This window comes from Mesorhizobium sp. B2-3-10, assembly GCF_006442275.1.
GTDB classification, from domain to species: domain Bacteria; phylum Pseudomonadota; class Alphaproteobacteria; order Rhizobiales; family Rhizobiaceae; genus Mesorhizobium; species Mesorhizobium australicum.
This window is the reverse complement of record NZ_VFVT01000001.1, coordinates 21,935-47,406: the sequence shown is the minus strand read 5'-3', so window position 1 is coordinate 47,406 and position 25,472 is coordinate 21,935. Positions and strand designations below refer to the sequence as shown.

22 protein-coding genes are annotated in these 25,472 nt (G+C 64.8%); 9 read left to right on the top strand and 13 right to left on the bottom strand.

Going from position 1 to position 25,472, the window contains the following annotated elements; genetic code table 11:
* Positions 1 to 6: 6 nt before the first annotated feature.
* The 5 genes from pheS to infC form a co-directional block, all read right to left on the bottom strand.
* Positions 7 to 1,059, bottom strand: coding sequence for a phenylalanine--tRNA ligase subunit alpha (gene pheS / locus FJ943_RS00225; RefSeq protein ID WP_224525363.1), 1,053 nt, complete (start codon positions 1,057 to 1,059; stop codon positions 7 to 9).
* Positions 1,060 to 1,359: 300 nt separating this feature from the next.
* Entirely contained in the window at positions 1,360 to 1,761 is a 402-nt protein-coding gene (gene rplT / locus FJ943_RS00220) for a 50S ribosomal protein L20 (RefSeq protein ID WP_006201247.1), read from the bottom strand.
* 88 nt (positions 1,762 to 1,849) lie between these two features.
* Positions 1,850 to 2,053, bottom strand: a complete 204-nt coding sequence (gene rpmI, locus FJ943_RS00215; protein WP_006201248.1) for a 50S ribosomal protein L35 — start codon at positions 2,051 to 2,053, stop codon at positions 1,850 to 1,852.
* Between the two features lie 187 nt (positions 2,054 to 2,240).
* Positions 2,241 to 2,888, bottom strand: a complete 648-nt coding sequence (locus tag FJ943_RS00210; RefSeq protein WP_140660118.1) for an isoprenylcysteine carboxylmethyltransferase family protein — start codon at positions 2,886 to 2,888, stop codon at positions 2,241 to 2,243.
* A 163-nt stretch (positions 2,889 to 3,051) separates the two neighbouring features.
* Positions 3,052 to 3,588 (bottom strand): translation initiation factor IF-3, encoded by a 537-nt coding sequence (gene infC / locus FJ943_RS00205; RefSeq protein WP_023772325.1) that lies wholly within the window; start codon positions 3,586 to 3,588, stop codon positions 3,052 to 3,054.
* 222 nt (positions 3,589 to 3,810) lie between these two features.
* Here infC and FJ943_RS00200 point away from each other — a divergent pair, with 222 nt between their 5' ends.
* The 4 genes from FJ943_RS00200 (at position 3,811) to FJ943_RS00185 (ending at position 7,199) form a co-directional block, all read left to right on the top strand.
* Positions 3,811 to 4,596, top strand: coding sequence for an alpha/beta hydrolase (locus tag FJ943_RS00200; protein WP_140719148.1), 786 nt, complete (start codon positions 3,811 to 3,813; stop codon positions 4,594 to 4,596).
* Positions 4,597 to 4,598: 2 nt separating this feature from the next.
* Positions 4,599 to 5,741, top strand: coding sequence for a benzoate/H(+) symporter BenE family transporter (locus FJ943_RS00195; RefSeq protein WP_140720329.1), 1,143 nt, complete (start codon positions 4,599 to 4,601; stop codon positions 5,739 to 5,741).
* Positions 5,742 to 5,858: 117 nt separating this feature from the next.
* Positions 5,859 to 6,341 (top strand): DUF2852 domain-containing protein, encoded by a 483-nt coding sequence (locus FJ943_RS00190; protein ID WP_127873324.1) that lies wholly within the window; start codon positions 5,859 to 5,861, stop codon positions 6,339 to 6,341.
* A gap of 99 nt (positions 6,342 to 6,440) precedes the next feature.
* The gene (locus FJ943_RS00185; protein WP_015314374.1) at positions 6,441 to 7,199 is read left to right on the top strand and encodes a M48 family metallopeptidase; all 759 of its coding nucleotides are present in this window, start codon (positions 6,441 to 6,443) and stop codon (positions 7,197 to 7,199) included.
* Between the two features lie 6 nt (positions 7,200 to 7,205).
* Here FJ943_RS00185 and FJ943_RS00180 read toward each other — a convergent pair whose 3' ends face one another.
* Complete coding sequence (locus FJ943_RS00180) at positions 7,206 to 7,493, bottom strand: hypothetical protein (protein WP_246671807.1); 288 nt, start codon at positions 7,491 to 7,493, stop codon at positions 7,206 to 7,208.
* A 44-nt stretch (positions 7,494 to 7,537) separates the two neighbouring features.
* Between FJ943_RS00180 and FJ943_RS00175 the strand changes: the two genes are divergently transcribed.
* From FJ943_RS00175 to FJ943_RS00155, 5 genes are all read left to right on the top strand, one after another.
* The gene (locus FJ943_RS00175) at positions 7,538 to 8,197 is read left to right on the top strand and encodes a phosphoribosylanthranilate isomerase (protein WP_140719144.1); all 660 of its coding nucleotides are present in this window, start codon (positions 7,538 to 7,540) and stop codon (positions 8,195 to 8,197) included.
* An 89-nt stretch (positions 8,198 to 8,286) separates the two neighbouring features.
* Complete coding sequence (gene trpB, locus FJ943_RS00170) at positions 8,287 to 9,537, top strand: tryptophan synthase subunit beta (protein ID WP_140719142.1); 1,251 nt, start codon at positions 8,287 to 8,289, stop codon at positions 9,535 to 9,537.
* A 61-nt stretch (positions 9,538 to 9,598) separates the two neighbouring features.
* Positions 9,599 to 10,438, top strand: a complete 840-nt coding sequence (trpA, locus tag FJ943_RS00165; RefSeq protein ID WP_140719140.1) for a tryptophan synthase subunit alpha — start codon at positions 9,599 to 9,601, stop codon at positions 10,436 to 10,438.
* Between the two features lie 48 nt (positions 10,439 to 10,486).
* The gene (accD, locus tag FJ943_RS00160) at positions 10,487 to 11,413 is read left to right on the top strand and encodes an acetyl-CoA carboxylase, carboxyltransferase subunit beta (protein WP_015314369.1); all 927 of its coding nucleotides are present in this window, start codon (positions 10,487 to 10,489) and stop codon (positions 11,411 to 11,413) included.
* Positions 11,414 to 11,578: 165 nt separating this feature from the next.
* The gene (locus FJ943_RS00155) at positions 11,579 to 12,904 is read left to right on the top strand and encodes a folylpolyglutamate synthase/dihydrofolate synthase family protein (protein WP_140719139.1); all 1,326 of its coding nucleotides are present in this window, start codon (positions 11,579 to 11,581) and stop codon (positions 12,902 to 12,904) included.
* A gap of 228 nt (positions 12,905 to 13,132) precedes the next feature.
* Here the strand turns inward: FJ943_RS00155 and FJ943_RS00150 are convergent, their stop codons facing one another.
* The 7 genes from FJ943_RS00150 to FJ943_RS00120 all read right to left on the bottom strand — a co-directional run bounded on the left by FJ943_RS00150 (position 13,133) and on the right by FJ943_RS00120 (position 25,364).
* Positions 13,133 to 13,414: a cupin domain-containing protein gene (locus FJ943_RS00150; protein ID WP_015314367.1), complete on the bottom strand. Its 282-nt coding sequence runs from the start codon at positions 13,412 to 13,414 to the stop codon at positions 13,133 to 13,135.
* 132 nt (positions 13,415 to 13,546) lie between these two features.
* The gene (trxA, locus tag FJ943_RS00145) at positions 13,547 to 13,870 is read right to left on the bottom strand and encodes a thioredoxin (protein WP_015314366.1); all 324 of its coding nucleotides are present in this window, start codon (positions 13,868 to 13,870) and stop codon (positions 13,547 to 13,549) included.
* Positions 13,871 to 13,944: 74 nt separating this feature from the next.
* Entirely contained in the window at positions 13,945 to 17,451 is a 3,507-nt protein-coding gene (gene addA, locus FJ943_RS00140) for a double-strand break repair helicase AddA (RefSeq protein WP_140719137.1), read from the bottom strand.
* Complete coding sequence (addB, locus tag FJ943_RS00135; RefSeq protein ID WP_140719135.1) at positions 17,448 to 20,582, bottom strand: double-strand break repair protein AddB; 3,135 nt, start codon at positions 20,580 to 20,582, stop codon at positions 17,448 to 17,450. The genes addA and addB overlap by 4 nt, the downstream gene beginning before the upstream one ends.
* A complete protein-coding gene (locus FJ943_RS00130; RefSeq protein ID WP_181174466.1) occupies positions 20,579 to 21,301 on the bottom strand; it encodes a nucleotidyltransferase family protein in 723 nt (240 codons plus the stop codon). Before FJ943_RS00130 ends, addB begins: the two co-directional genes overlap by 4 nt.
* A 2-nt stretch (positions 21,302 to 21,303) precedes the next feature.
* Complete coding sequence (tsaE, locus tag FJ943_RS00125; RefSeq protein WP_140719131.1) at positions 21,304 to 22,815, bottom strand: tRNA (adenosine(37)-N6)-threonylcarbamoyltransferase complex ATPase subunit type 1 TsaE; 1,512 nt, start codon at positions 22,813 to 22,815, stop codon at positions 21,304 to 21,306.
* An 8-nt stretch (positions 22,816 to 22,823) separates the two neighbouring features.
* The gene (locus FJ943_RS00120; RefSeq protein WP_140719129.1) at positions 22,824 to 25,364 is read right to left on the bottom strand and encodes an ATP-binding protein; all 2,541 of its coding nucleotides are present in this window, start codon (positions 25,362 to 25,364) and stop codon (positions 22,824 to 22,826) included.
* Positions 25,365 to 25,472: the final 108 nt, after the last annotated feature.

Below are 25,472 nucleotides of genomic sequence, written 5' to 3'. Positions count from 1 at the left end.
GGGCCGTCACGCGCTCAAGCCTCCGAACAACGTCGGCATGTCGAGCGGCCGGAAGCCGTAATGCGACAGCCAGCGCACATCCGCGTCGAAGAAGGCGCGCAGGTCGGGCATGCCGTATTTCAGCATGGCGATGCGGTCGATGCCCATGCCCCAGGCAAAGCCCTGGTACTCGTCGGGATCGAGCCCGCCGGCCCTGAGCACATTGGGGTGCACCATGCCGCAGCCCAGGATCTCCATCCAGTCGGAGCCTTCGCCGAAGCGCACTTCGCCGGGCCTGGAGCGGTCGCACTGTATATCGACCTCGAGGCTCGGCTCGGTGAACGGGAAGAAGGAGGGGCGAAAGCGCATCTTGACCTGCGGCACCTCGAAGAAGGCCTTGCAGAACTCTTCCAGCACCCACTTCATGTTGGCGACGTTGGCCGATTTATCGATCACCAGCCCCTCGACCTGATGGAACATCGGCGAGTGGGTGGCGTCGGAATCCTGGCGATAGGTCTTGCCCGGAATGACGATGCGGATCGGCGGCTTCTGCTTCTCCATGGTGCGGATCTGCACCGGCGAGGTATGAGTGCGCAAAAGCTTGCGCTCGCCCTTCTCGTCCGGCTGGAAGAAGAAGGTGTCGTGCATCTCGCGTGCCGGGTGGCCCTCCGGAAAATTCAGCGCGGTGAAATTATAGTAGTCGGTCTCGATGTCGGGTCCTTCGGCGATGGCGAAGCCGAGATCGCCGAAGATCGCGGCGATTTCGTCGATGACCTGGCTGATCGGATGGATGCGGCCGCGCTCGGCCGGCGACTGTCGCACCGGCAGCGTCACGTCGACCTTCTCAGCCGCCAGACGGGCGGCGATCGCCACATCCCTCAGTTCAGCCTTGCGGGCCGTCAGCGCCTCGGTGACACGGTTCTTGAGGCCGTTGATGGCCGGGCCCTTCACCTGCCGGTCCTCGGCGCTCATCGCGCCAAGCGTCTTCAGCATTTCCGAGATTGAGCCCTTCTTGCCAAGCGCCGAAACGCGCACCGCCTCGATCGACGTCTCGTCGGCGGCCGAGGCGATGTCAGCCATCAGGGTATTTTCGAGTGCATCAAGGCCAATGGTTGCGTCGTTCACGATCAAACTCGCTGCGTTGGAAGTCGGCTTAAGTGAAAGTCACTTTAAAAGTGAAATTTCAGGCAGAGACAAAAGAACCCGCGCCAGCCGTGCCAGCGCGGGTTCCCCAAATCAGAATTTCGAATGCTTGGGAAGCGCTGGGCTCGGAGCCCGATCCCGAAAAGTTGCAGACTTTTCGGAAAAGATCGCGCTCCCCGCTAATTTCCCTGGAGCATGATGTTGTCCAAAAAGTCAGAAACTTTTTGGCATCATGCTCTAGGCGACAGCGCTTTCAAAAGCATTCGGAGTGGTGTTCTTGAGGTACTCAAGAGCAACCTTGGCCTTGGCCACCAGGGCGGCGAAAGCCTGCGGCTCGTGGATGGCCATGTCGGACAGGATCTTGCGATCGATCTCGATGCCGGCCTTGTTCAAACCGTCGATGAAGCGGCCATAGGTCAGGCCATGCTCGTGCGTCGCGGCGTTGATGCGCTGGATCCACAGCGCGCGGAACGAGCGCTTGCGGTTCTTGCGGTCGCGGTAAGCATACTGCAGCGACTTTTCCACCGCCTGCTTGGCAATGCGGATGGTGTTCTTGCGGCGGCCGTAGAAGCCTTTCGCGGCTTTCAGGACCTTCTTGTGCTTGGCGTGCGAGGTGACGCCTCTCTTTACGCGTGCCATGTCATGATCTCCTTAAAAGCAATTCCAGGTGCCTGGCGGCGTTCCGTTCGAAATTGCGTAAAACTGATGCGTGTCCGGACCGAATGCCTTAGAGGCCGTTCGGCAGAAAATTCTTGATGACCTTCTTGCCATCCGGTTCAGCCAGAACCATCGTGCCGCGGGCATTTCGAATGAACTTGTTGGAACGCTTGATCATGCCGTGACGCTTGCCGGCCGCAGCCGACAGGACTTTACCCGTACCTGTGATCTTGAACCGCTTCTTGGCGGCCGATTTGGTCTTCATCTTGGGCATTTTGCTACTCCGTATTGTTGGCGCACGATCGCGCTTCTTGTTCGCTCCGGGCCGACCAAAGCCCGAAAAGCAAATGAAACCGCCACGGCATGCCCTGCCGGGCGGTTTTCTTGGAACGGCGGTGCTATAGATCAAAGATGGCGCGGGCGCAACACCCTCAGCACCGTGTGCGACGCACTGTCCCCGGTCAGGGCAGCCTAAACCAGACCGGCAGCATGCCCGACAACTGCGCGCCGTCGATCAGTTCGAAAGCCGGCAGCGCGATCAGGAACACCAGCCCGTCGAGCAGTGTGGTCAAAAGCAGGCTCGGCCTGAAGCTGCCGGTGTCGCCTTCCTGGTAGAGCGAAAGCTTGGGGAAGAAGCGCGGCACGCGTGCCAGATAGTCGGCATAGGGTGCACCGAGCGCCTCCTTGAGGAACTTCTCCTCGCGCAGGATGACGATATGGAAGGCACCGGCGCACAGAACCGCGAAAAGGATGATGCCGGAGAACGAGCCGATCTGCGCGCCGACGCCGGCGGCGGCCACGGTCGAGAACACGTAGAGCGGGTTGCGGGTGATCGAGTAGGGGCCGCCGGTCACCACCTCGGAGGATTTGCGCCCGCCTATATAGAGCGTCGCCCAGAGGCGCCCGACGATGCCGAGGAAAATCAAGAGCACGCCGAACATCTCGATCGTTTCGTGCACCGGCGTGTCCGGCGGGAAGGTCGACTGGCCGAACAGCAGCGCCAGAAACAGCACCACCACGAGCACGGCAAGCACCAGCCGGCGCATCTGCTGGTAGTTGCCCAGCCCGTGTTTGACGTCCTTGACGTCCGAAACCTTGTCGTTGGCCATGCGGGAATCCGATCGTCGAAGAGCTTTGCCGGCGATCGCAGCTTTGAGCTAAGAAATAAGGCGTCCCGCCGATCGCCGGGACGCCCTGTAGCACAATTCAGGCGGATTTAGAGCGCGATGTCCGGGCCTGACGTCATCGTGATCCAAGTGGGTTCCGCAAACCTTAGCGCGGCGCCAGCACCATCATCATCTGGCGGCCTTCGAGCTTCGGCTCGGCTTCCACCTTGGCGATGGTCGCCACCTCCTCGCGCACCTTGTTCAGAAGCTGCATGCCGAGTTCCATATGCGCCATCTCGCGGCCGCGGAAGCGCAGCGTCAGCTTGACCTTGTCGCCTTCCTCGAAGAAGCGGCGCACCGCCTTCATCTTGGTTTCGTAGTCATGGCTGTCGATGTTCGGGCGCATCTTGATCTCCTTGATCTCGATGACCTTCTGGTTCTTGCGCGCCTCGGCCGCCTTCTTCTGGTTGGCGTATTTCAACTTGCCGAGATCGAGGATTTTTACGACGGGGGGGACCGCGTTGGGCGATATTTCGACGAGATCGAGCCCGGCCTCTTCGGCGAGCAGCAATGCGTCGTTGATGGAAATATCGCCGCGATTCTGGCCGTCGGCGTCGATAAGCTGGACCCGGGGAACCCGGATGTCACGATTGGAGCGCGGCCCATCCTTGGTCGGCGCCGCTGCTTTGAAAGGTCTGCGAATGGTCGTGGTCTCCTTGGCCGTTTCGTTCGGGATTTGTCGGTCTTGATACGTGGACGCGCCAATGTGGTGAGCGCGCGGGCGGAGTCAATAGCACAGCATTGACAGAAAATCACCCTGATCGCTGGCCTGCACCAAACAAAGAAACAGCGCGAGTACTTTTCGCCACGCCTCCGGCTGTGCCACAAGGACCGCGTGCCAAAAGACGGGCCTGAGGAAAAAACCATGATCGCCACGCCCCCATCCTCTCTGGCTCCAACTTTTCTGGATGTCGACGGATCTGATATCGCGGTGCGCCATTCAGCCGGCTCGACGCCCGGCATCGTCTGGCTCGGCGGCTACAAGTCGGACATGCTGGGCACGAAGGCCGAGACGCTGTCGGACTGGGCGGCACGGGAAGGCCGGGCCTTCCTGCGGCACGACTATTCCGGTCATGGCGAATCCGGTGGCGCCTTCGCCGACGGCACGATCTCGAAATGGCTTGCGCAAAGCCTGGCCGTCTTCCGGCATTTCGCCAAAGGCGATCAGATCCTGGTCGGCTCGTCGATGGGCGCCTGGATCGCGCTGCGCATGGTGCAGGAATTGCGCAAGGCGGGCGACGCAAACGTCGTCGGCCTGGTGCTGCTGGCCCCGGCGCCGGATTTTACCAGCGACCTGATCGAGCCGGTGCTGACCAAGCCACAGAAGCGCGATCTCGCCGAAAAGGGCTTCTTCGCGGAACCCTCGGATTATTCCCCCGAGCCTTACGTCTACACCCGCGCCCTGATCGAGGATGGGCGCGATAACCGGGTGATGACCGGGCCGATCGACACGCATTGCCCGGTTCACATCTTGCAGGGACTGGCCGACGCCGACGTGCCGTCGAGCCATGCCTTGAGGCTGGTCAGCCTGCTGCCGGCCGACGATGTCACGCTGTCGCTGATCCCTGACGGCGACCACCGCCTGTCGCGGCCGCAGGATCTCGACATGCTGGTGCGGGCGGTCGGCGATATGGCCAGGCGAGGCCAGTGACGATGCGCCTGTCCATCCCGATCTCCGCCTTCGTCGCGGCCATCGTCGGTTTCGGCGGCACGCTGGCCATCGTCATTGCCGCCGCCAAGGCGGTCGGCGCGACGCAGGTCGAGACGGCAAGCGGTGTGACGGCGATCTGCCTGGCCATGACCGTCGAGTGCCTGTGGCTGTCATGGCGCACGAAAATGCCTGTCATCACCGCCTGGTCGACGCCAGGCCTTGCACTGGTCGCCGCCTCGAGCGGCTTCTCGATGGGCGAGGCCGTCGGCGCCTATATCGTCACGGGCGTGCTGCTGGTCGCTACCGGCCTGTTTGGGCCGCTGACCCGGCTGATATCGAGAATACCGGCTTCGGTCGCCTCCGGCATGCTGGCCGGCATCGTCGCCACCTTCGCCATCAATGCCATGAAGGCCATCCCGGCGGACCCTTGGCTCATCCTGCCGCTGATCACGGCATTCTTCGTCATCCGGCTGTTCAATCCGGCGCTGTCGGTGCTGGCGGTGCTGGTTGGCGGTGGCCTTGCCGCCTTCCTTACGGGCCGTGTCGGCGGCCTGCCCGCGCCCGAACTGTCGACACTGACGTTTATCGCTCCCCATTTCACCGCCAAGGCGATCATCGGCCTGGCGCTGCCGCTCTACCTCGTCACCATGGCTTCGCAGAACCTGTCGGGGCTGGCGGTACTGCGGGCGGCCGGCTACCACCCTGAACCTGGCCCGCTGATCGGCGTCACCGGCCTGTTTTCGCTCCTGTCGGCACCATTCGGTGCCGGAACCACCAATCTGGCCGCGATCTCGGCGGCCATCTGCACCGGCCCTGACGTCCATCCCGATCCCGCCGAGCGCTGGAAGACCGGGCCGTTCTACGCGCTTGCCTATCTCGTCTTCGCAATTTTCGGCGCTTCGCTGGTGGCGATCTTCGCCGTCCTGCCGCAGAGCCTGATCGTGCTGGTGGCGGGACTTGCGCTGATGGGGTCGCTCGCCAACGCGCTGGCGATCGCGCTGAAGGACGAGGGCGAGCGCATGGCCGCAACCGTCACCTTCGTCGTGACCGCCTCCGGGCTGACGCTGTTCGGTGTCGGCGCCGCATTCTGGGGCCTGATCGCCGGGTTGGTCGTGCTTTTCCTCGATATGCTCAAAAAGCAATAATCATTTCAGGCCCTTGTTCGGTTTTGGCGGACATCGTCTTGAATCGCCGTTTTCGCCTTCCCATTTCGATTCCACGCAGCCGGTTCTGGCTGTCTCCAACCGAAGGAATGGGAGAAAATGAACACATCTGCATTGATCCGCCCGGCCTGGACGCCGGCGACCATCGCGTTGATGGTGATCGGTTTCATGGTGTTCTGGCCGCTCGGCTTCGCCATGCTCGCCTACATCATCTGGGGCGACCGGCTCGAGGGCTTCAAGCGTGACGTCAACCGCGCGACCGACGGCATCTTCGCCGGCTGCCGCCGTGGCTCCGACAAGGCCGCGCGCTGGGGCAACGGCTCCGCCCGCACCGGCAACGTCGCTTTCGACGACTGGCGCGAAAAGGAGCTTGAGCGTCTGAACGAAGAGCGCCGCAAGCTCGACGAGATGCTGACGCAGTTCGATGAGTATGCCCGCGAATTGCGCCGCGCCAAGGATCAGGACGAGTTCGACCGGTTCATGGCCAACCGCAACAAGTCGACCGCGCCGGCCAAGACCGATCCGAGCACCGGAACGACCCCCACCAAGCGTGGCAAAGGCTCGAACCTGCTCGACGACTGAAGCCCGGCGACAGGGCCAAGGTATGATGACGGCGTCGCGCGAGCGGCGCCGTTTCTTTTTTGTTCTATTCGTTCTCCTCGAATCGCGTATCGTCCCGCCATGACCATCGGGTTCTTCCGCAATCTGACGAAGCCCAAACCCACGCCTGTGGTGGAGCGGGAATATTGCGTCGCCGGCCGCACGCTGCCGCTCAAGATCGTCGAGAGCGCCAGGGCGAAGCGTCTGACGCTGCGCATCGATTCCGGCGGACAGGGCCTGCGCATAACCGTGCCGCCGGGCCTGCGCCGCGGCGAAGTGGACAGGTTCCTCGACCGCCACCAGGACTGGCTGGAACAGCGGCTGGCCAAGGTGCCGACACGGCCGCAGGTGCGTCCGGGCATAAAGATTCCGGTACGCGGCGTGGCCCACCGTATCGTACATGAGCCGTCAAAGCGCGGCACTGTCACCATATCGCGCGACGACCGCGGCCCGCTGCTGATCGTGCATGGCGACCGCATCCATCTGCCGCGCCGCATCGCCGATTTTTTGAAGCGCGAGGCCAAGAAGGAGATCGAGAAGCTGGTCGTCAAGCATACGGAGGCGCTTGGCAAGCGCGCCAAGGCGATCCGCTACAAGGACACCTCCAGCCGCTGGGGCTCCTGCACTTCGGAAGGCAATCTGTCCTTTTCCTGGCGCATCATGATGGCGCCGCAGCCTGTCATAAACTACCTCGTCGCGCATGAGGTGGCGCATCTCAAGGAGATGAACCACGGGCCGAAATTCTGGAAATTGTGCGAAAAGCTCTGCCCCGACACCGATCGCTGCAAGGATTGGCTGAAGCGCAATGGCGGCGCCCTGCAGGCGATTGTGTTCGAGTAGGGCGCCTCAATCATCATTCGCCGCATTGAGCTCATCCGGCCGCAACCCTTCGTCGCTATGGTGCGGCCAGGGTAGAAAGTTCCGGTCGAAAGCTTCGCCGCCGAAATAATCCAGCGCTCGATGCGCCTCGGCGCCATTGAAGGCGGCCCTGTCCATGAGGTGCGCTATGACCTCGCGCGCCTGCGCGATCTTCTGCTTCAGTTCGGCAACGGTCTGGTCGGCCATGGCTGTGCTCCCGCCTTGCATGCTGTCCAATCCATAGGTAGCGCCTTTGGCCCTGCCGGCAAACAGCATGCTTTTTCTCGACTCTTGGCGCTTTTCGTGCCAATTCCCGCGCCATGGCGCTCGACATCAAGATCTGCGGCTTGAAGACCGACCAGGCAATGGCCGCGGCCCTGGCCGGCGGCGCCAGCCATGTCGGGTTCATTTTCTTTCCAAAAAGCCCGCGTTATGTTGAGCCGGCCGAAGCCGGCCGTCTGCGCGAAGCGGCTCGTGGCAAGGCCTTGGCGATTGCCGTCACCGTCGATGCCAGAGACGCCTTCCTCGACGAAATCGTCGAAAAGCTGCAGCCCGACATGCTGCAACTGCACGGCTCCGAAACCCCCGAGCGAGTGGCTGAACTGAAAGCCCGCCATGGGCTGCCGGTGATGAAGGCGTTGCCGCTCAGCGAGGCCGCCGATCTCGAACGGATAAAGCCGTTTGTCGGCATCCCCGACCGGTTCCTGTTCGACGCCAAGCCGCCAAAGGGCTCGGAGCTGCCGGGCGGCAATGGCGTCGCCTTCGACTGGCGCATTCTCGCCGGCCTTGACGCCGGGATCGATTACATGCTTTCCGGTGGGCTCAACGCCGCCAACATCGGCGATGCCCTTAGGCTTGCCAATCCGCCCGCGATCGACATTTCGTCAGGCGTGGAAAGCGCCCCGGGCGTCAAGGATCCGGCGCTGATCGAACAGTTTTTCCGGGCCGTCAGGGCCGCGCGGGACGACCGCGCTGCCTGAACAAAATTTCGAACCCTGAGCATGTCCCGGAAAAGTGGGAACCGTTTTCCGACAGGACATGCTCAAAGTACAGATCTAGGAGATCGGCGATGAACAAGCCGGCGACACCCAATTCCTTCCGCACCGGACCCGACGAACAGGGCATGTTCGGCATTTTCGGCGGTCGTTTCGTTGCCGAAACGCTGATGCCGCTGATCCTCGACCTGGAGAAAAACTGGAACGAGGTCAAGAACGATCCGGAGTTCAGGGCCGAACTGACCGGTCTTTCGACCCACTATGCCGGACGGCCGTCGAAGCTCTACTTCGCCGAGGGCCTGACCGGGCATCTTCGTGAGGTTTCCTCGGCGAAAGGCCTCGGGGGGGGCGCGAAAGTCTATTTCAAGCGCGAGGATTTGAACCATACCGGTTCGCACAAGATCAACAACTGCCTGGGCCAGATCCTGTTGGCCAAGCGCATGGGCAAGAAGCGCATCATCGCGGAGACCGGTGCCGGCCAGCATGGCGTGGCATCCGCCACGGTCGCCGCTCGCTTCGGCTTTCCCTGCGTCGTCTATATGGGCGCGACAGACGTCGCCCGCCAGAGCCCCAACGTCTTCCGCATGAAGCTGCTCGGCGCCGAAGTGCGGCCCGTCACCGCCGGCCACGGCACGCTGAAGGACGCCATGAACGAAGCTCTTCGCGATTGGGTGACCAATGTCGAGGACACCTATTATTTGATCGGCACCGCGGCTGGCCCGCACCCCTATCCGGAACTGGTGCGCGACTTCCAGTCGGTGATCGGAACCGAGGCGCGCGCGCAGATCCTCGAACAGGAGGGGCGGCTGCCCGACACCATCATCGCCGCCGTCGGCGGCGGGTCCAATGCCATCGGCATGTTCCATCCCTTCCTCGATGACAAGGAGGTTCGGATCATCGGCATCGAGGCCGGCGGGCGCGGCCTCGACGGCATCGAGCATTGCGCCTCGATGAATGCCGGCTCCCCCGGCGTGCTGCACGGCAACCGCACCTATCTCCTGCAGAATGCCGACGGCCAGATCATGGACGGCCATTCGATCTCGGCCGGCCTCGATTATCCTGGCGTCGGCCCGGAGCATTCCTGGCTGCGCGACTCCGGCCGTGTCGACTATGTGCCGATCCTTGACGACGAGGCGCTCGAGGCCTTCAAGCTGACGACCCGCGTCGAAGGCATCATCCCGGCGCTGGAATCCGCGCACGCCATCGCCCATGCGGTCAAGATCGTGCCCGCCATGGACAAGGACCAGATCGTCATCGTCAACCTGTCCGGCCGTGGCGACAAGGACGTCCACACGGTGGCCTCGATGCTGGGCATGGAGATCTAGGCCCTTTGGACCGTTCGACCTGGGAGTTGATTATGAGCAAAATTCGTCCAAAGGGCCTGACATGACAACCCGCATCGACCGCCGCATGGCGAAGCTGAAGGCCGAAGGCCGCCCGGCCCTCGTCACCTATTTCATGGGTGGCGACCCCGACTATGCAACCTCGCTGTCGATCATGAAGGCGCTGCCCGGCGCCGGCTCCGACATCATCGAGCTCGGCATGCCGTTTTCCGACCCGATGGCCGACGGCCCGGCGATCCAGGCGGCGGGCCTCAGGGCGCTCAAGGGCGGCCAGACGCTGGTCAAGACGCTGAAGATGGCGTCGGACTTCCGCGCCGGCGACGATGAAACGCCGATCGTGCTGATGGGCTACTACAACCCGATCTACATCTATGGGGTCGACCGCTTCCTGAAGGACGCGATCGCCAGCGGCATCGACGGGCTGATCGTCGTCGACCTGCCGCCGGAGATGGATGAGGAACTCTGCATCCCGGCGCTGAAGGCCGGCATCAATTTCATCCGGCTGGCGACGCCGACCACCGACGACAAGCGCTTGCCCAAGGTGCTGCAGAACACATCCGGCTTCGTCTACTACGTGTCCATGACCGGCATCACCGGCTCGGCGCTTGCCGACACCGGCAAGGTCGCCACAGCGGTCCAGCGCATCAAGGGTCACACCAACCTGCCGGTCTGCGTCGGGTTCGGCGTCAAGACCGCCGAACAGGCGCGCGTGATCGGGGCCAACGCCGACGGCGTGGTCGTCGGCACGGCGATCGTCAACGCGGTCGCGAACGTGCTGGGGCCGAACGGTGAAAAGACCGCCGATCCGGCGGAGGCAGTCGCCACGCTGGTCAGCGGCCTTGCGCAAGGCGTGCGTTCGGCCCGCCTTGCTGCCGCCGAATAGTTTCCCTACGTCTTTACCCAACTCTTCGTCAGGACAGGAGCCGAAGCGATGAACTGGATCACCAATTACGTTCGCCCGAAGATCAATTCGATGCTCGGCCGGCGCACCGACATGCCCGAGAATCTCTGGATCAAGGATCCCGAGACTGGCGAGATGGTGTTCCACAAGGACCTGGAATCCAACCAGTTCGTCATCCCGTCTTCCGGCCATCACATGAAGATCTCGGCCAAGGAGCGGCTGAAATTCTTCTTCGATGACGGCAAGTACGAGACCCTGGACAATCCCAAGGTCATGCAGGATCCGCTGAAGTTCCGCGACGAGAAACGCTATGTCGACCGGCTGAAGGACGCCAAGGCCAAGACCGGCCTGGAAGACGCCATCATCAATGCGCTGGGGACCGTCGAGGGCTTGCCGGTGGTGGTGACGGTGCAGGATTTCGCTTTCATGGGCGGTTCGCTCGGCATGGCTGCGGGTGATGCCATCGTGCATGGCTTCGAGGTCGCCTTGCAGCGCAAGCGGCCGTTGATCCTGTTCGCCGCCTCCGGCGGCGCGCGCATGCAGGAAGGTATTTTGTCCCTCATGCAATTGCCGCGCACCACGGTTGGTGTCGATAGGCTGAAGGAAGCCGGCCTGCCCTACATCGTCGTGCTGACCAACCCGACCACCGGCGGCGTCACCGCCTCCTATGCCATGCTGGGCGACGTGCACATCGCCGAGCCCGGCGCGCTGATCGGTTTTGCCGGGCCGCGTGTCATCGAACAGACCATCCGCGAGAAGTTGCCGGACGGCTTCCAGCGCTCCGAATATCTGATGGAGCATGGCATGGTCGACATGGTGGTGTCGCGGCTGGAGCTGCGCGAGACCATCGCCCGCCTGTTGAAGATGCTGCTCAAGATGCCGGAAGAGCAGAAGCCTCTGGAACCGGAAATCTTGCCGCCGGCCGTGGTTGCCGCCGAAGTCCGGCCGCAAGCTTGACGCTACATCGACATGACGCGAGACTGGCCTGACGTGAGACTGGCCTGACGCGACATTGGCCGCCGCGAACAGCGATTGCGCGGCATCCGTTGCGCGCTGTAGCCTTTCGATAGCCGTGGTCTTTGCGGGAGCGATTCTGGCTCCAGGCCATGCACGGGATTTGCCATGACGACGCTTGCCGCGGACCGCGAAATCGAAGCCCTGATGGCGCTTCACCCGAAGGGCTTCGACCTTTCGCTCGACCGCATCTCGCGGCTGTTGGAGCGGTTGGGCAATCCGCAGGACCTGCTGCCGCCGGTCATCCACATCGCTGGCACCAACGGCAAGGGTTCCTGCGCCGCCTTCTCGCGGGCGCTGCTGGAAGCCTCCGGCCGGCTCGTCCATGTCCACACCTCGCCACATCTGGTCAGCTGGCACGAGCGCTACAGGCTGGCCGCCGAAGGCGGCGGCAGGCTGGTCGACGACGACATCTTCGCGGAGGCCATTGCCCGCGTTGCCAAGGCCAATGCAGGCCAGAAGATCACCGTCTTCGAAATTCTCACCGCCGTCACCTTCATCCTGTTTTCGGAACATCCGGCCGATGTCGCGATCATCGAGGTCGGTCTTGGCGGCCGTTTCGACGCCACCAATGTCATCGCGCGGCCGGCCGTGTCGGTGATCATGCCGGTGTCGATGGACCATGAGGCCTATCTCGGCGATCGCGTCGAACTGATCGCCGCCGAAAAGGCCGGGATCATGAAGCGTGGCTGCCCGGTGGTCATCGGCGCGCAGGAAAGCGAGACGGCGCTGCAGGTGCTGATCGACGCCGCCGAGCGGCTGGAATGCCCGACCCTCGTCTACGGGCAGGATTTTCTCGCTTTCGAGGAAAACGGCCGCATGGTCTATCAGGACGATGATGGGTTGATGGATCTGCCGCCGCCGCGGCTGCCCGGTCGCCACCAGTTCGCCAATGCGGCCGCCGCGATCGCCGCGGTCAAGGCGGCCGGCTTCGAGATCAGCCACCGCGCCGCCGAGAAGGCAATGACCAACGTCGCCTGGCCGGGCCGCATGCAGAAGCTGGCGCAGGGCCGGCTGGCGGAACTGGCGCCTAGGGGCGCCGACATCTGGCTCGACGGCGGCCATAATCCCGGCGCTGGCGTCGTCATCGCCGAAGCGCTGGCCGAGCAGGAAGAAAAGAACCCGCGTCCGCTCTTCCTCATTTCCGGCATGATCAACACCAAGGATCAGGCCGGCTATTTCCGCGCCTTCAAGGGCCTCGTCCGGCATGTCTACACCGTGCCGGTGAGCATGAGCGATGCCGGTGTGCCGAATGACGAACTGGCGATCCGTGCCACGGAAGCCGGGCTGACGGCCGAACCGGTAAGCTCCGTCGCCAGCGCCCTGATGCTGCTGCGCGACACCTGGGACGGCCCCACGCCGCGCATCCTGATCGGCGGGTCACTTTACCTGGCCGGCGCGGTTCTCGCCGAGAACGGCACGCCCCCAACCTGAGGCCGTCCATCGCCTCGTTATCCCCCGGAGTAGCGAGGAGCGAAGCGAAGCAGCGCAGACCCCAGGAACCGCGACTTCAAAGCGCCGCAGCGGTGCGGAATTTCCTCCGCTGTATTCGTCGATGGCCGTCACAGCATGGATACCTGGGTCTTCGCGACGGAGCTTCGCTCCTGCTTCGCCCTGGTATGACGAAGTTAGGGAGGTCTCGCTCAGCGTCAGAGGTGCCGCTTACTTCAGCTCAATCTCGATAAAAGCGTACTCGCCCTCATTGGCGCTGACGACGTCGTGTTCCACTCCCTCCTTGCGGAAATACGGCGCGCCTTTCTTCATCTCGGCGAAGGTTTCGCCGTCCTTGGTCACCAGCTTCAGCTTGCCGTCCATCAGTGGCACCACGACATAGTCGTGGCCGTGGCGATGCCAGCCGGTGTTGTCGCCCGGCTGGAAGCGGTACTCGGTGACGATGACGCGTTCGTTGTCGATGAAGACGGTGGCCTTGGCGGATCCGGTCATTTCTCTCTCCCTGCTTCTGCTGCCAACAGAGGACATGGAGTGGCCCGATGTGAGGGCCAGAGCGGCGCACCGATGACGCCAACAAAAAGCCCGGCGCGATGGCCGGGCTCAATGCTTCGAATTCAGATGGCATCAGGCGAGATTGCCGTTGACCCAGTGCGACAGTGCGGTCTTGGGCGCGGCGCCAACCTTGATGTCGGCCACTTCGCCGCCCTTGAAGATCATCAGCGTCGGGATCGAGCGCACGCCAAACTGGGCGGCAAGCTCGGGATTTTCGTCGATGTTCAGCTTGGCGATCTTTACCTTGGCGCCGAGCTCAGTGGCGATGTCTTCGAGCGCCGGTGCGATCATCTTGCAAGGGCCACACCATTCCGCCCAGAAATCAACCACAACCGGCACCTGGGCATTAAGCACGTCAGCCTGGAAATTGTTCTTGTCGACCTTGACGGTGGTCATGCGGAAATCCTTTCGAAATTTTTCGTCCCACCAAATGTGGTGGTTGTCGCGCCCTTCTTCAAGCAGTTCTTGTGTCACGCTCCCGTGAGTCGGGCAAGGGCGTCGTCCATGGCCCGGGACGGCAGTTCGATCAGCCTTGGCGCTTCGGTGAACAGCAGGGCTGCCTTGACCTCCCGCCCGGGGTAAAGCGGCTGCAGCAGGGCGCGATAGAGCGCGAGCTGAAGCAGATAGGCCGGCGGGACTTCCGCCAGGGAGGCGGGTGCGGGCCGGTTGGTCTTGTAGTCGACGATCGAGACCGCGTTCGGGGTCACCGCCAGCCGATCGATCTTGCCCGAAATGGAGCGGATCTTGCCCTTGACCTCCAGGCTGCCCATGATCGCGACCTCGGCGCGCGAGGAGGGCGCGAACAGATGACCGAGGCCGGGGTCGGCAAGGATGGCGATGACCGATGCCAGGGCCTTTTCACGCTCGGCCTCAGGCCACGCCGCACCCGTTCGGGAGAGATAACGCTTCGCAGCGTCCTCCCGTGCGTCCTCGGCGATGCCGGGCAGCATCTGCAGCAGTTTGTGCAGGGCGAGCCCGCGCAGCACGGCAAAACCCGGCTCGGCAGCGGCGTCCAGCACCGGCGACGCCTTGTCGACAACCGCTTCCTTGCCTTCCTCGATCAGCGCCGAGGCGCCCGACGGCGACAGGGGACGCGGCAGGTCCTCGAAAGGCGGCAAGGGCCTGAACAGGGTCGCCGGCAGGGGGCTGAAAGCATCGGCCTGCCGCGCCTGTTCGCCCGGACTTGGCGCAACCGGCGGCAGTTTGGTGACGTGGAAACGGTAGACAGGCTCCCCGTCGGCAGGATGCGGACGCTGTTCGCTTTCGGGCGCGCCGCTCAGCGCGCGGCTGACGATCGAATGCCAGGTGCCGGCGTTCGGCGCCCGCTTGCCGTGATAGCCGCAGACGACAAGCCGATCCTCGGCGCGCGTCATGCCGACATAGAGCAGCCGGCGGTACTCGTCGTCGGCGAGTTCGCGGGCGCGAGCGGCGGCCGTCTTCGAGAAGCCGTTGGCGACGTCGCTGGCCGAACGCCAGAGATAGCCCCTGCCATCCCAATGTCGGCCAGAGCCGTCGAAAGGCATCAGGCGCGGCAAATGCTGGTCGCTGAACGGGGCGGAACCGCCGTCGACCAGGAACACCACGGGCGCCTCCAGGCCCTTGGCCGCATGCACGGTCATGACCCGGACTTCATCGCGGGTCTGGTCCATCTCGCGCTTGATCTCGGGCCCGGCGTTTTCCAGCGTCGACAGGAAGGCTTCCAGCCCGGGCAGGCCGGTCCGCTCTTCGGCAAGGCAGAAGCTCAGGAACTCATCGAGGATATCGCCGGCTTCCGGCCCGAGCCGCGCGATCATCTTGCGGCGTACGCCATCGCGCGCCAGCAGGGCGGCATAGAATTCGAACACCGGCTTGAAGGCGGCCTCGTCAGCCCAGGCGTCGAGTTGCGCGACGACCGCCGCGAGCGTTTCGCTTTCGCCGGCATGCTGGCGCAGCGATGCCGCCAGCGACACGCCGGACGGCCGCTGCGCGGCGAGCGTGAACAGTGTCTCTTCCGGCAGGTCGAAGACCGGGCTGCGCAGCAGAGCGGCGAGTGACAAATCGTCCTGCGGCTGGATCAAAAGGTGGCCGAGCGCGATCAGGTCCTTGACGGCAATATGGCCCGACAGGCTCAGCCGGTCGGCGCCGGCAACCGGGATGTCGCGACGCTTGAGCGCGCGGGTCAGCGCGTGGACGAAGCTGTCGCGCTTGCGCACCAGCACCAGCACGTCGCCCGGCCGCAGCCGCTTGCCACGCCCCTCGATGATTTCCCCCTTGCCGATCCAGCCGGCAATGGTGGCCGCGACATTCTCGGCGACGCGTACCGCCGGCGCATGGGCATGATCGATCGCTTGCGCCCAGTCGTCGGGCTCGTCGACGGCCTCGGCACCGACCGACGGCCAGACCTCGACATAGCCTGGCGCATCGGTGCGGATGGCCTTGTGGTTCAGCGGATCGGGATCGTGGCTGATGCCGCGCCGCACGATGGGATCGGCAAAGACCCGGTCGACGGCGGCCAGCACATCGTCCGTGGAGCGGAACGACCAGGTCAGCTTGAGGTCGGCGAAGGACGCTTCGGCATCGCGCACACGCCCGGCGAACAACAACCGGCTGTCGGCGAAGGAGTCGGGTGCCGCACCCTGGAAGGAGTAGATCGACTGCTTCTCGTCGCCGACGGCAAAGACCGTGCGGTGGACCCGCTCGCGGGCGCCGAAGCCGGCAAAGAATTCTTCCGCCAGCCGCTTCACCACCTCCCATTGATCCGGGCTGGTGTCCTGCGCCTCGTCGAGCAGGATGTGATCTATGCCCTGGTCGAGCTTGTATTGCACCCATGGGCCGGCATCGGGCCGCGCCAAAAGGTTCACCGTGCGGGTGATCAGGTCGTTGAAATCGAGAAAGCCGCGGCCGCGCTTCAGCACTTCGTAGCGTGCGATCAGCCAGTCGGCGATGGTCAGGGCCGCGCGTGTGCCCTCCAGCATCCGGAATAGCGCCAGCCGGTCGACAGTCTCCATGATGGCGCTGGCGGCCGACACATAGCGCTCGGCCAGCTCAGGCAGCCGGTCGGTGAGCGCCTTTTTGAACGCCTTTGCCGGATCATAAGGATCGCCGTCGGTCTTGAGGAAGGCTCTTGCAAGCAACTGCAGCCGGCGGAGAGGGTCGCTCTCGGCGAAGGCCAGGCGCGCATAGGGCAGGATGTTGTTCAACACCGACCTGGCGTCGGTGGCTTCGGCTGCCTGGGCAAAGCCGGCAAAATAGTCCGGCAGGAAACCAGGCAGCGGCCATACAGATGCCGCTATGCCTCCGGCGGTCTGGCCGGGCTGGAAATGGAATTCATCGAACAGCGGCTGGAAGCCGTCACGCCCGACAGCATCGAGGAAATGACGCAACCCGTCACGCTTGCGCACGATCTCGCCAAGCAAGGCGTCGAGACCGGCTTCACCGCCGCGTTCTAGGATAGTGGCGAAGGCCTCCGCCAAAGTCCTGTCGCCGGCGGCGGAGATCATCTCGCGGCGCGCAGCGGCAAAAAGCGAGGCCTCCATCTGGCTGTCGAGCATTTCGAAATGGGCGGGGATGTTGGCTTCCAGGGGGAACTGATGCAGAACGGATTCGCAGAAGGCGTGAATGGTCTGGATTTTCAACCCGCCAGGCGTCTCCAGCGCCTCGGCGAACAGGCGACGGGCACGGCGCATGGTGTCGCGATCGGCCCGGCGCCCTTCCAGCGCCTCTATTCTGGCGGCCAGCTCCAGATCACCCAGCGATGTCCATTCCGACAGCGTGGAGAAAACCCGGTTCGACATGTTGGCGGCCGCGGCGCGCGTATAGGTCAGGCACAATATCTTCGAGGGATCGGTGCCGTTGAGCAGCAGCCGGATGACGCGCTGGGCCAGCACGTGCGTCTTGCCCGATCCCGCATTGGCCGACACCCAGGCCGAATTGCCGGGATCGGCGGCCCGCGCCTGGCTCGAAGCCGTATCGCTCGGGACCGGATAGGCTTTCTTCATGCCTCCCCTCCCTCATCCCCGGCGTCGCCGCCGGCGGACCATTCGAGCACGCGGGCGAGGTGGTCGTAATCGCCATCGGTTTCGCCTTCGCGAAACGGCAGCGCGCGCGACAGATAGCCGGTCGCCGGGTCGGCATAATGGATCAGCAGTTTTTCCAGCCGCGCCCAGGCCTCTTCGGCAAGATCGGCGGCGGTGCGTGGTTGGCGGTTGTGTTCGAGTATGGACTCCTCGAACACCTCGCCATTCGGCTTCAACCTGATGAAGGCCAGTTGCGACGGTTCGCGCGTGCCCAAATCCTTGAATGCGCCACGCCTGAGCAGCGCCCCTTCCAACGCCAGTTGCGGCGCCAATAGCGTATGGGCCTGTGCCTTGGAAGGCGATGAGCCCGTCTTGTAGTCCAAAATGTCCGCCATGCCGCCGGCCAGCAGGTCGACACGGTCGGCATAGCCGGACAGCGTTACGCCGGACTGTCCGACCACAGTCTTGCCGGCGCGCTCCTCGGCATGCCGCTGGATGACCGCGTCGGCGCGCGTTCGCTCCCATTCGATGATGTTGGCGGCGAGCTTTTCGAACCGCGGCCACCACACCGCCTCGATATCGGCCGGAAGCGCCGCCTCGGCAAAACAGGCGCGGCCGGCGGCGATGAGCCCGGCCAATGCGTCCGGCGCGCGCGGGTCGGCCACCTCGGACGAAAAGAGATGCAGGATGGCGTGAAACAGCGTGCCGCGCTCCGCCGCACCCGGATCGCGGACGAGCGGATCGAGCGGCGTCAGGCCAAGGATCCTCCGGGCATAGACAGCGTAGGGGTCCCGGCGCAGCGTCTCGATCTCGGTGACGGAGAAATGCGTCGGGCGGACCGAGAGCGGTGGCTTCGGCTGCGGCCGTGGCGCGAAATCCCGCTTCGGCCCCGTGTCGAGCGCGCGCGCCCAGGCGAGCAGTTCATCGCCGCGCCGGCGCAGTGCCGCCGCCTGATCGTTGCCAATGAAGGTGAGCAGCCGCTGCAACCAGCGCGACGGCACGGCGGGCGCGTCGCCGGCACGCGCCGAGCGGGCCAGCACCACATGTCTCGCGCCCATGGCCATCTGGAAATCGTGCGCGGCAAGCCCGATGCGCCGCTCCGGCGGTTCTAGGTCGATGCCGGTCTTCATCAGCCGCGACATGAAGCGGTCGCTCTCCGGCTTGCGCGGCCAGACTCCTTCGTTGAGCCCGCCGATTACCAGCGTGTCGACATCCTGCAGCCGCGCCTCCAGGGCGCCCCAGATGGCGATGTTCCTGTCGGTGCCTTGCGCTGGCTTGACGGTCTCGGGCGCGATCAGCGCCTCCATCACATCGGGCCATTCGATTGCCGCGAACGACAGCCGCGCCGAAGCCGCGACCAGCCCGCGCAGCAGTTCGGCGAGTTTTTCGCCGGCATCGCCGGCGTAGAGTTCGCCAAGACCACCGTCGGCGGAACGGCCGAGATTTTCCAGGGCAACGACGCTGGCTTCGACCAGCTCGGCAAGGCCGGCCTCCGCCTGGCCGCGAAAGGCCGAAAGCGGCGCCAGCGCGTCAGCCAGGCGTGCGAGAAGGGTCCGCGCAACCTCAATGGAGCGCACGGTCAGGCGGGCAAACCAGAACGGCGGCCGGCTGCCGTCGCCTAGCCCGGTGAGGCGGGCCTCGAAAAGATCCGGCAGCGAAGCGATGTCGGGGCGGCCGGTGCCGCCGCGCAGCGCCACCAGTTCGACCAATTCCGCCGCGTGGCGCACGTTGACCCGTTCCAGACCCAGGCCAAGCAGGGGATGCTTGAGCAGCGACAGCAGGCCGACCGGATCGCCCGGCCGGAACACCGCTTCGAGCGCCAGCCTGAGCAGGCTGGCCGCCGGCGTGTTGGACAGCGGCGTGCCGCCGGAATCGTCGGCAACGACACCGAAGCGCTTGAGCTCGACCGAGACGCGGCGTGCCAGCGCGCGGTCGCCGGTCACGAGAGCGGCCCTTTGGCCGGGTTCTTCCACTGCCTGCTTGAGCGCGACGGCGATCGCGACGGCTTCGTCGCGCTCGCTTGCCGCCTCCAGCAGCGTCACGTCGGCGAAGGCGCCGGCAATATCGGACGCTGAAAACCCGTTTCGTGTTTCCGCCCACAATTCCGTGGTCTCGGCCGGCCGCAGCGCCTCGCCGACAAGGGCGGCGCGGCGCGCGAGCTTCGGCTCGGCCGCACCGATCTCCTCGACATCGCCGCGCAGCACGCCGATCTTGCCGATCAGCTTTGCCAGGCCGTATTGCGGATGGCCCAGCACGGCTGGACGCGCGCCGGGAGCGACGAGCGCCTGGAAGGAGGCTTCGTCGAGCATCTGGTCCAGCCCGGGCAGCACGATGGCACCGCCGGACAGGCCGGCGATGGTCGCAAGCAGTTCCGCCGTGGCGGGTATGGAGCCGGTGGACCCCGCGGCTATGACCGGCCCGGCGGGTGGATTGCGCCGCAGCCGCGCGGCCTCGGCACGGATCAGGGCGCTGCGATGCGCGGCTGGGTTGGAGCGGTCGCTCTCTGCGAGGAATTTCGGCCAGGCATCGGTGACGATGCCGAGGAATTCGAGCGTGACCTGCCACCATCCGGCAAGGTTGCCACTGACGAGCCCGGCAAGTTTGGCCCAATCGGTGCCTTCCGTCTCGATCTCGTCCATCAGCCCGGCCAGATCGCGCGCCAGCCAGATCGCGTCGGCGGTGGAGGCCGGGACGACGATCTCCTCGGCGAAGAGGACCGCGACATGGGCGGGCAACCGGCGTTTCCACGCCCGCACCAGCGGCGTCAGCAGCAACAGTCTCTCGGTGGCGGGGATCGCGGGCGCGAGATCGATTGCCGCCGTTGGATCGGTCTCGAATGCGGCCTCATCCTCGTCGAATTCGCCGAGCGGCCGGATCACCGGCAGGATCGCCGAACCGCCGCCGCCACGCGCCTTCAGGCTGTCGACGAAGACGCCGCGCAAGGCACGTGCGGCCCGGCGCGTCGGCACATAGATGGTAACATCGGCCAAAACGAGGGGGTCACCGTCGAACCGAAAGCCGGAGACAAGGCGGCCGTCAAGCAGCGCCTCGGCCAGCGTCGGCAGAAACGGCGCTCCGGAGGGAATGGAGAAAACGCGGCTTGAGCCGCTCATTGCGATCCGATGAGTGCGCCGGCCACTGCGTCTTCGGCGAGCGGAATGGCATCGGGCGTGCCGACGGTTATCCAGTGGCCATGCATCGGCATGCCGAACAGGCGGCCGGCGGCAATCGCCTTGTCGAAATAGGCATTGAGCGAATGCGGTTCGGCGGGTGCGTTTTTGAACAGGCGCGGATGGATGATCGCCGCGCCGGCATAGATCAGGCCAGCGGGATCGCCTTTCGAACGCCGCAGGGCGCCATCCGGCGCCACCAGGAAATCGGTGCTGCCACAGTGCCCTGTCGCCTGATGGAGATCCGCCAGCATCAGCAGAATATCCATTTTCGCGGCGTCCCATGCAAGGGCAAGCCGCCCGAGATTGAGCGGGCCGTGGTCGATCCAGAATGTATCGGCGTTGAGGATGTAGAACGGCTCCTGGCCGAGCTCCGGCAGCGCCTTGACGATGCCGCCGGCGGAATCGAGCAGCCGGTCGCTCTCATCGGAAATGACGACGCGCGGCGCGCGGCGCGCGGCCACATGAGCGACAATCTGTTCGGGAAGGTAATGGACATTGACCACCGCCTTGCCGACGCCGGCCGCCGCCAGGCTGTCGAGGCCCCAGTCGAGCAGCGTCTTGCCGGCGATGCGGACCAGCGGCTTGGGGATAGCGTCGGTGATCGGCCTCATGCGCTTGCCGAGCCCGGCGGCAAGGACGATGGCGGTGTCCGGTTTCATTGTCACAGCGCTCGTTCCTCCAGCAGCCCGTGCGCGCTATAGAAATCCCGCAGGTCGGCGAGCGTGGGATGTGACAGCGCCCGCCTGAGATAATCGCGGATGCGCGGCAGGTGCCTGAGATAATAGGGTTTGCCGTCACGTTTTTCGAGGCGCACGAAAATACCCAGAATCTTGGAATTGCGCTGCGCGGCCATGATTGCATAGGCTTCGAGGAAGCTTTCTTCGTCGAAGCCGCCTGCTGCATGACGCGCGGCGACATAGGCGTCGAGCGTCCGCTTCTCGATCTCGGGCGCCATGGTGACGCGGGCGTCCATGGCGAGCGAGGCGACGTCATAGGCGCAAGGCCCGATCAGCGCGTCCTGGACGTCGACGATGCCGAGCCGGTCGAGGCCGGATCGCTCGCCGCGCCAGATGATGTTAGGCGAGTGGAAGTCGCGCAGCATCAGCGTGTATTCGCTGCCTTGCAGCCGGTCGAGAAGCGCATTCCATATCTTGTGGTAGCCGGAACGCAGCGCCTCGCTTGCCGGCTCGCCCGATATCGCCGGCACGTACCAGTCGATCAGCAGGTCGGCCTCGATCAGCATGGCGTCGCGATCGAAGGGCGGCACGTCATGAACGACGCCGGGAGCCGCCTCCATGCGGTGAGGCCAGGCCTTGCCGTGCATCATGGCAAGCAGTTCGGCCGCCGCCTCGTACCGTTCGGCGACCGGCTCGCCATTGCCGTCGAGGAAACCTTCCGAGCCCAGATGCTCGAGCAGCAGGAAACCCTGGTCGAGATCCTGCGCGTCGATCCTGGGCACCGCGACCCCGGCGGCCAGCAGCGCACGGTCGATGGCGACGAAGGCGGACACCGACTGCGCCGTATGGGCAATCACGGCATAGGGTTTGCCGTCGCGCACGGGCGGGCCGAGCACCAGCCGCGGCGAGTTCATCAGCACGCGCGGCGCTTCGCCGGCAAGCGTTACGATCTCGTAGGAGCGGGCCGAGGCATCGCCGATGAAGTGCCGGCGCCGCGCTTGCCCCCAGCCGGTGCTCTCCAGAAAGCCGCGCATGGCCAGCGAGCGCGCCATACGGTCGAAGGTAGCGCCTTGCCCCGACAATCGGGCCAGCCGGCCCTCGCCATGCTGGACGAGCTCGATCAGCACCGTCGCTTTGGGCAGGTAGCCGTCAGCCCGTTCAGGCCATTCGATCAGGGCGGCACCTTGCGCCAGCGCCTCCTCGAAGCCGAGTTCGTCGAGCTCGGCCGCCGAGGACAGGCGGTAGAGATCGAAATGGTGAACCGGCACGCGGGTATCGTAGCTCTGTACCAGCGTGAACGTCGGGCTCGGCACTTCGAGACCGGCATCGTCGGCCAGCGCCCGGATCAGTGCCCTTGCCAGCGTCGACTTGCCGGCGCCGAGATCGCCCTTGAGCGCCAGCACGTCGCCCACGCGCAGCGCCAACGCCAGATCCTCGCCCAGCCGGGCTGTCTGGGTCTCGTCGGCGAGCAAACGCTCCAGCACCGGTTCCGTCATCGAGCGCGCTACTCGGCCGCTGCGCGGATACCCGGCATGTCGGGAAAGGTGCAGATGACGGTCGTGCCCTTGTCCTTGCCGGTTTCGATGCGAACGGCGCCGCCATGCAGTTCGACAAAGCTCTTGACGATCGACAGGCCGAGGCCAGCGCCGCGCCGGCGGCCGCCATTGGCGCGCGGTTCGAAGCGGCGGAACACCGAATCGAGCACATCGGGCGGCATGCCGGGTCCGTCGTCGTGAACCGAGAACTCGACCCCGTCCGCCAGCTGGCGGCAGGCCAGCCGGATGGTGCTGGCCTCCGGCGCGTAGTTGGCGGCGTTGCTGAGCAGATTGTAGAGGATCTGGCGGATGCGCGTTTCGTCGCCATGGAACGTCTTCGGCGCGGCGGCGGCATCGACCGCGAGGCGGATCGAATGCTCCTCCAGCCGGTCGGCGACAAGCTCGGCGGCAGCCGCGATGGTGCGGTCCACATGCACCTCGGAAATGTCGAGCTGCATGATGCCGGCATCGACGGTCGCCAGGTCGAGTATGTCGTTGACGATGGTCAGCAGCACCGAGGAGGACGAGCCGACATGTTCGACATATTCGCGCTGCTTCTGCGTCAGCGGGCCAGTCGCCGGCAGCGACAGCAGCTCGGTGAAACCGATGATGTTGGTCAGCGGCGAACGCAGTTCGTAGGACACATGCTGGACGAAGTCGTTCTTGAGCTGGTCCGATTTCTCCAGCGCCTCGTTCCTGTCCTTGAGCGCGCGTTCGACATGGACGCTGTCCGTGACGTCGACGAAGGTCATCATCACTTGCCCGTTGGGCAGCGGAATCACCGCGTAGCGCAGCACGGTGCCGTTGTTGAGCTCGGTCTGGCCGTGACGCTCGCGGCGCTCGTCGTCGAAGCCGGTGATGGCGGCGACAAAGCCGGGCCAGGGGCTCTCGACCGCCTGCCGATCTGAGAGCTCGCGTATGGTCGATACGTGCACATTGGGCTTGGCGACTTCCGTGCCCAACCCCCACAGCGTGGCAAAGGCCGGGTTCGACAGCCGCAGCCGGCCATCGGGACCGAACACCGCCACGCCTTCGGCCAGATTGTCGAGCGTTTCGCCCTGGACCCGGACCGCGGTGCGGTAGCGGCTTTCGAGATCCATCTTCTCGGTCAGGTTCTCGAACACCCAGGTGACGCCGCCCTTGGGTTGCGGGTTGGCGACGACGCGGATGGTCTTGCCGTCCGGCAGGTGCCACCAGTGTTCCTGCGATTCGACCGCTCGATAGGCGCCGAGCAGGCCTTCCTTCCAGCGGCGCCATTCCGGCTGTTCGGCGATCTTGCCCTCGCTGCGCAGCCGGTCGAGCAAAAGGGCGTTGTCGGGCGCGCTGTGCAGGAAGCCGCTGTCGAGCCCCCACAGTTTCTGGAAAGCCTGGTTGAAGAAGCGCAGCTTCTCGTTCGTGTCGAAGATGGCGACTGCCGTGTTGAGCTGGTCGAGCGTATCGGCATGGCTGCGCACGGTCCGCTCATATTCGCCGCGGATGGCCTCGATGGCGCTGGTGTCGCAGGCAAGGCCGGCCGAACCGTCGGCGCCGGCAAAGTCGGTCACGGCAAACACGCGGCGGTCGCCTTCGATCACCGTCGAAAGCGATTGCTCGAACACCGGATGCGATTTGTGCTGGGCGGCGATGGCCTCGCGCGCCTGGCCGCCGAGGAACTCCTGGGCGTCACGCACGGCGGCTTCAGCGTTCTCGGCTTCGACCGCGTCGGCATAGGCCCGGTTGACCCATTTCAGCCGGCCATGCTCGTCACGCAGCCATGCCGGCATCTTCAGCGCCTCGAGCAGGCCGATCATCGTGTCATGGTCGGCGGCCAGCCGCTGGTTTTCGATCTTGAGCCGGGCCTGGCTGCGCTGTGTCTCGGACAGCGAGACAAACCGCACCAGCACATGGGCCGCGCTCTTTCGGCCATGCACTTCCAACGGAGCGCCGGCCTGCGATTCCACCACCAGGTCGAACGCCCTGCCTTTTTCCCGCAAACCCGTCACGGCATGTTCGAGTGCCGCCGCCGAGCGCGGCATCAGCCAGCGCCCAAAGGCGAGGAATGCGGCCCGTTCCTCCGGCGCTCCGCTTTCGGTCGGCAATGTGCCGATGAGCTCGGGTTTCTTGTTTTCCGAGGCCCAGACCACCACACGCTGGTCGCGCAGATTGAGCAGCGCTTCCGAACGTCGCAACGCTGCGCTGATATCGGCGACGCGGCTTCTCAGCTCGACATTTTCCGCCGAGGTGCGCGCGCGTTCGCGAATGAGAACGATGGCCGAAAGGAATGCCGCTCCCATCACTCCGGCAAAGACGGCTAGCTGCATGACCTCGATCGTGCTGACCGAAAGGCCGGCCGCCACTTCGGCGCCCTGGGCGCATGCAACCCCGCCAAGCAGCGGGCCGGCAAGTGTGGAGCCGGCAAGCAACAGCCCCGCGCGGCCACGCCACGAAAGGCGCCGCGAGCCAGTGGTCCCCGAATCCTGATGGCCGCCGGAAACGGCCTGTCCCGCGTGAAGCGGGTTTTCCCCCGGCATGTCTTGGTCCTCTTCGCCGCCTGAATGCAAGACCGCCCTGACGCGTGCGCCGGTCCTCGCCCCTGGACCCGCGAATCACAACAATAGCGCCTGCTGGAATCGGCGTGA

What these genes read in the sequence shown, in the direction of transcription:
- rplT (WP_006201247.1), bottom strand. Translation starts at nt 1,761, where the DNA reads ATGGCACGCGTAAAGAGAGGCGTCACCTCGCACGCCAAGCACAAGAAG.
- FJ943_RS00130 (WP_181174466.1), bottom strand. Translation starts at nt 21,301, where the DNA reads ATGAAACCGGACACCGCCATCGTCCTTGCCGCCGGGCTCGGCAAGCGC.
- accD (WP_015314369.1), top strand. Translation starts at nt 10,487, where the DNA reads ATGAACTGGATCACCAATTACGTTCGCCCGAAGATCAATTCGATGCTC.
- FJ943_RS00180 (WP_246671807.1), bottom strand. Translation starts at nt 7,493, where the DNA reads ATGCTGTTTGCCGGCAGGGCCAAAGGCGCTACCTATGGATTGGACAGC.
- trpB (WP_140719142.1), top strand. Translation starts at nt 8,287, where the DNA reads ATGAACAAGCCGGCGACACCCAATTCCTTCCGCACCGGACCCGACGAA.
- trxA (WP_015314366.1), bottom strand. Translation starts at nt 13,870, where the DNA reads ATGACCACCGTCAAGGTCGACAAGAACAATTTCCAGGCTGACGTGCTT.
- FJ943_RS00195 (WP_140720329.1), top strand. Translation starts at nt 4,599, where the DNA reads ATGCGCCTGTCCATCCCGATCTCCGCCTTCGTCGCGGCCATCGTCGGT.
- tsaE (WP_140719131.1), bottom strand. Translation starts at nt 22,815, where the DNA reads ATGACGGAACCGGTGCTGGAGCGTTTGCTCGCCGACGAGACCCAGACA.
- trpA (WP_140719140.1), top strand. Translation starts at nt 9,599, where the DNA reads ATGACAACCCGCATCGACCGCCGCATGGCGAAGCTGAAGGCCGAAGGC.
- addB (WP_140719135.1), bottom strand. Translation starts at nt 20,582, where the DNA reads ATGAGCGGCTCAAGCCGCGTTTTCTCCATTCCCTCCGGAGCGCCGTTT.
- FJ943_RS00155 (WP_140719139.1), top strand. Translation starts at nt 11,579, where the DNA reads ATGACGACGCTTGCCGCGGACCGCGAAATCGAAGCCCTGATGGCGCTT.
- FJ943_RS00210 (WP_140660118.1), bottom strand. Translation starts at nt 2,888, where the DNA reads ATGGCCAACGACAAGGTTTCGGACGTCAAGGACGTCAAACACGGGCTG.
- FJ943_RS00175 (WP_140719144.1), top strand. Translation starts at nt 7,538, where the DNA reads ATGGCGCTCGACATCAAGATCTGCGGCTTGAAGACCGACCAGGCAATG.
- pheS (WP_224525363.1), bottom strand. Translation starts at nt 1,059, where the DNA reads ATGGCTGACATCGCCTCGGCCGCCGACGAGACGTCGATCGAGGCGGTG.
- FJ943_RS00120 (WP_140719129.1), bottom strand. Translation starts at nt 25,364, where the DNA reads ATGCCGGGGGAAAACCCGCTTCACGCGGGACAGGCCGTTTCCGGCGGC.
- rpmI (WP_006201248.1), bottom strand. Translation starts at nt 2,053, where the DNA reads ATGCCCAAGATGAAGACCAAATCGGCCGCCAAGAAGCGGTTCAAGATC.
- FJ943_RS00150 (WP_015314367.1), bottom strand. Translation starts at nt 13,414, where the DNA reads ATGACCGGATCCGCCAAGGCCACCGTCTTCATCGACAACGAACGCGTC.
- FJ943_RS00190 (WP_127873324.1), top strand. Translation starts at nt 5,859, where the DNA reads ATGAACACATCTGCATTGATCCGCCCGGCCTGGACGCCGGCGACCATC.
- FJ943_RS00185 (WP_015314374.1), top strand. Translation starts at nt 6,441, where the DNA reads ATGACCATCGGGTTCTTCCGCAATCTGACGAAGCCCAAACCCACGCCT.
- FJ943_RS00200 (WP_140719148.1), top strand. Translation starts at nt 3,811, where the DNA reads ATGATCGCCACGCCCCCATCCTCTCTGGCTCCAACTTTTCTGGATGTC.
- addA (WP_140719137.1), bottom strand. Translation starts at nt 17,451, where the DNA reads ATGAAGAAAGCCTATCCGGTCCCGAGCGATACGGCTTCGAGCCAGGCG.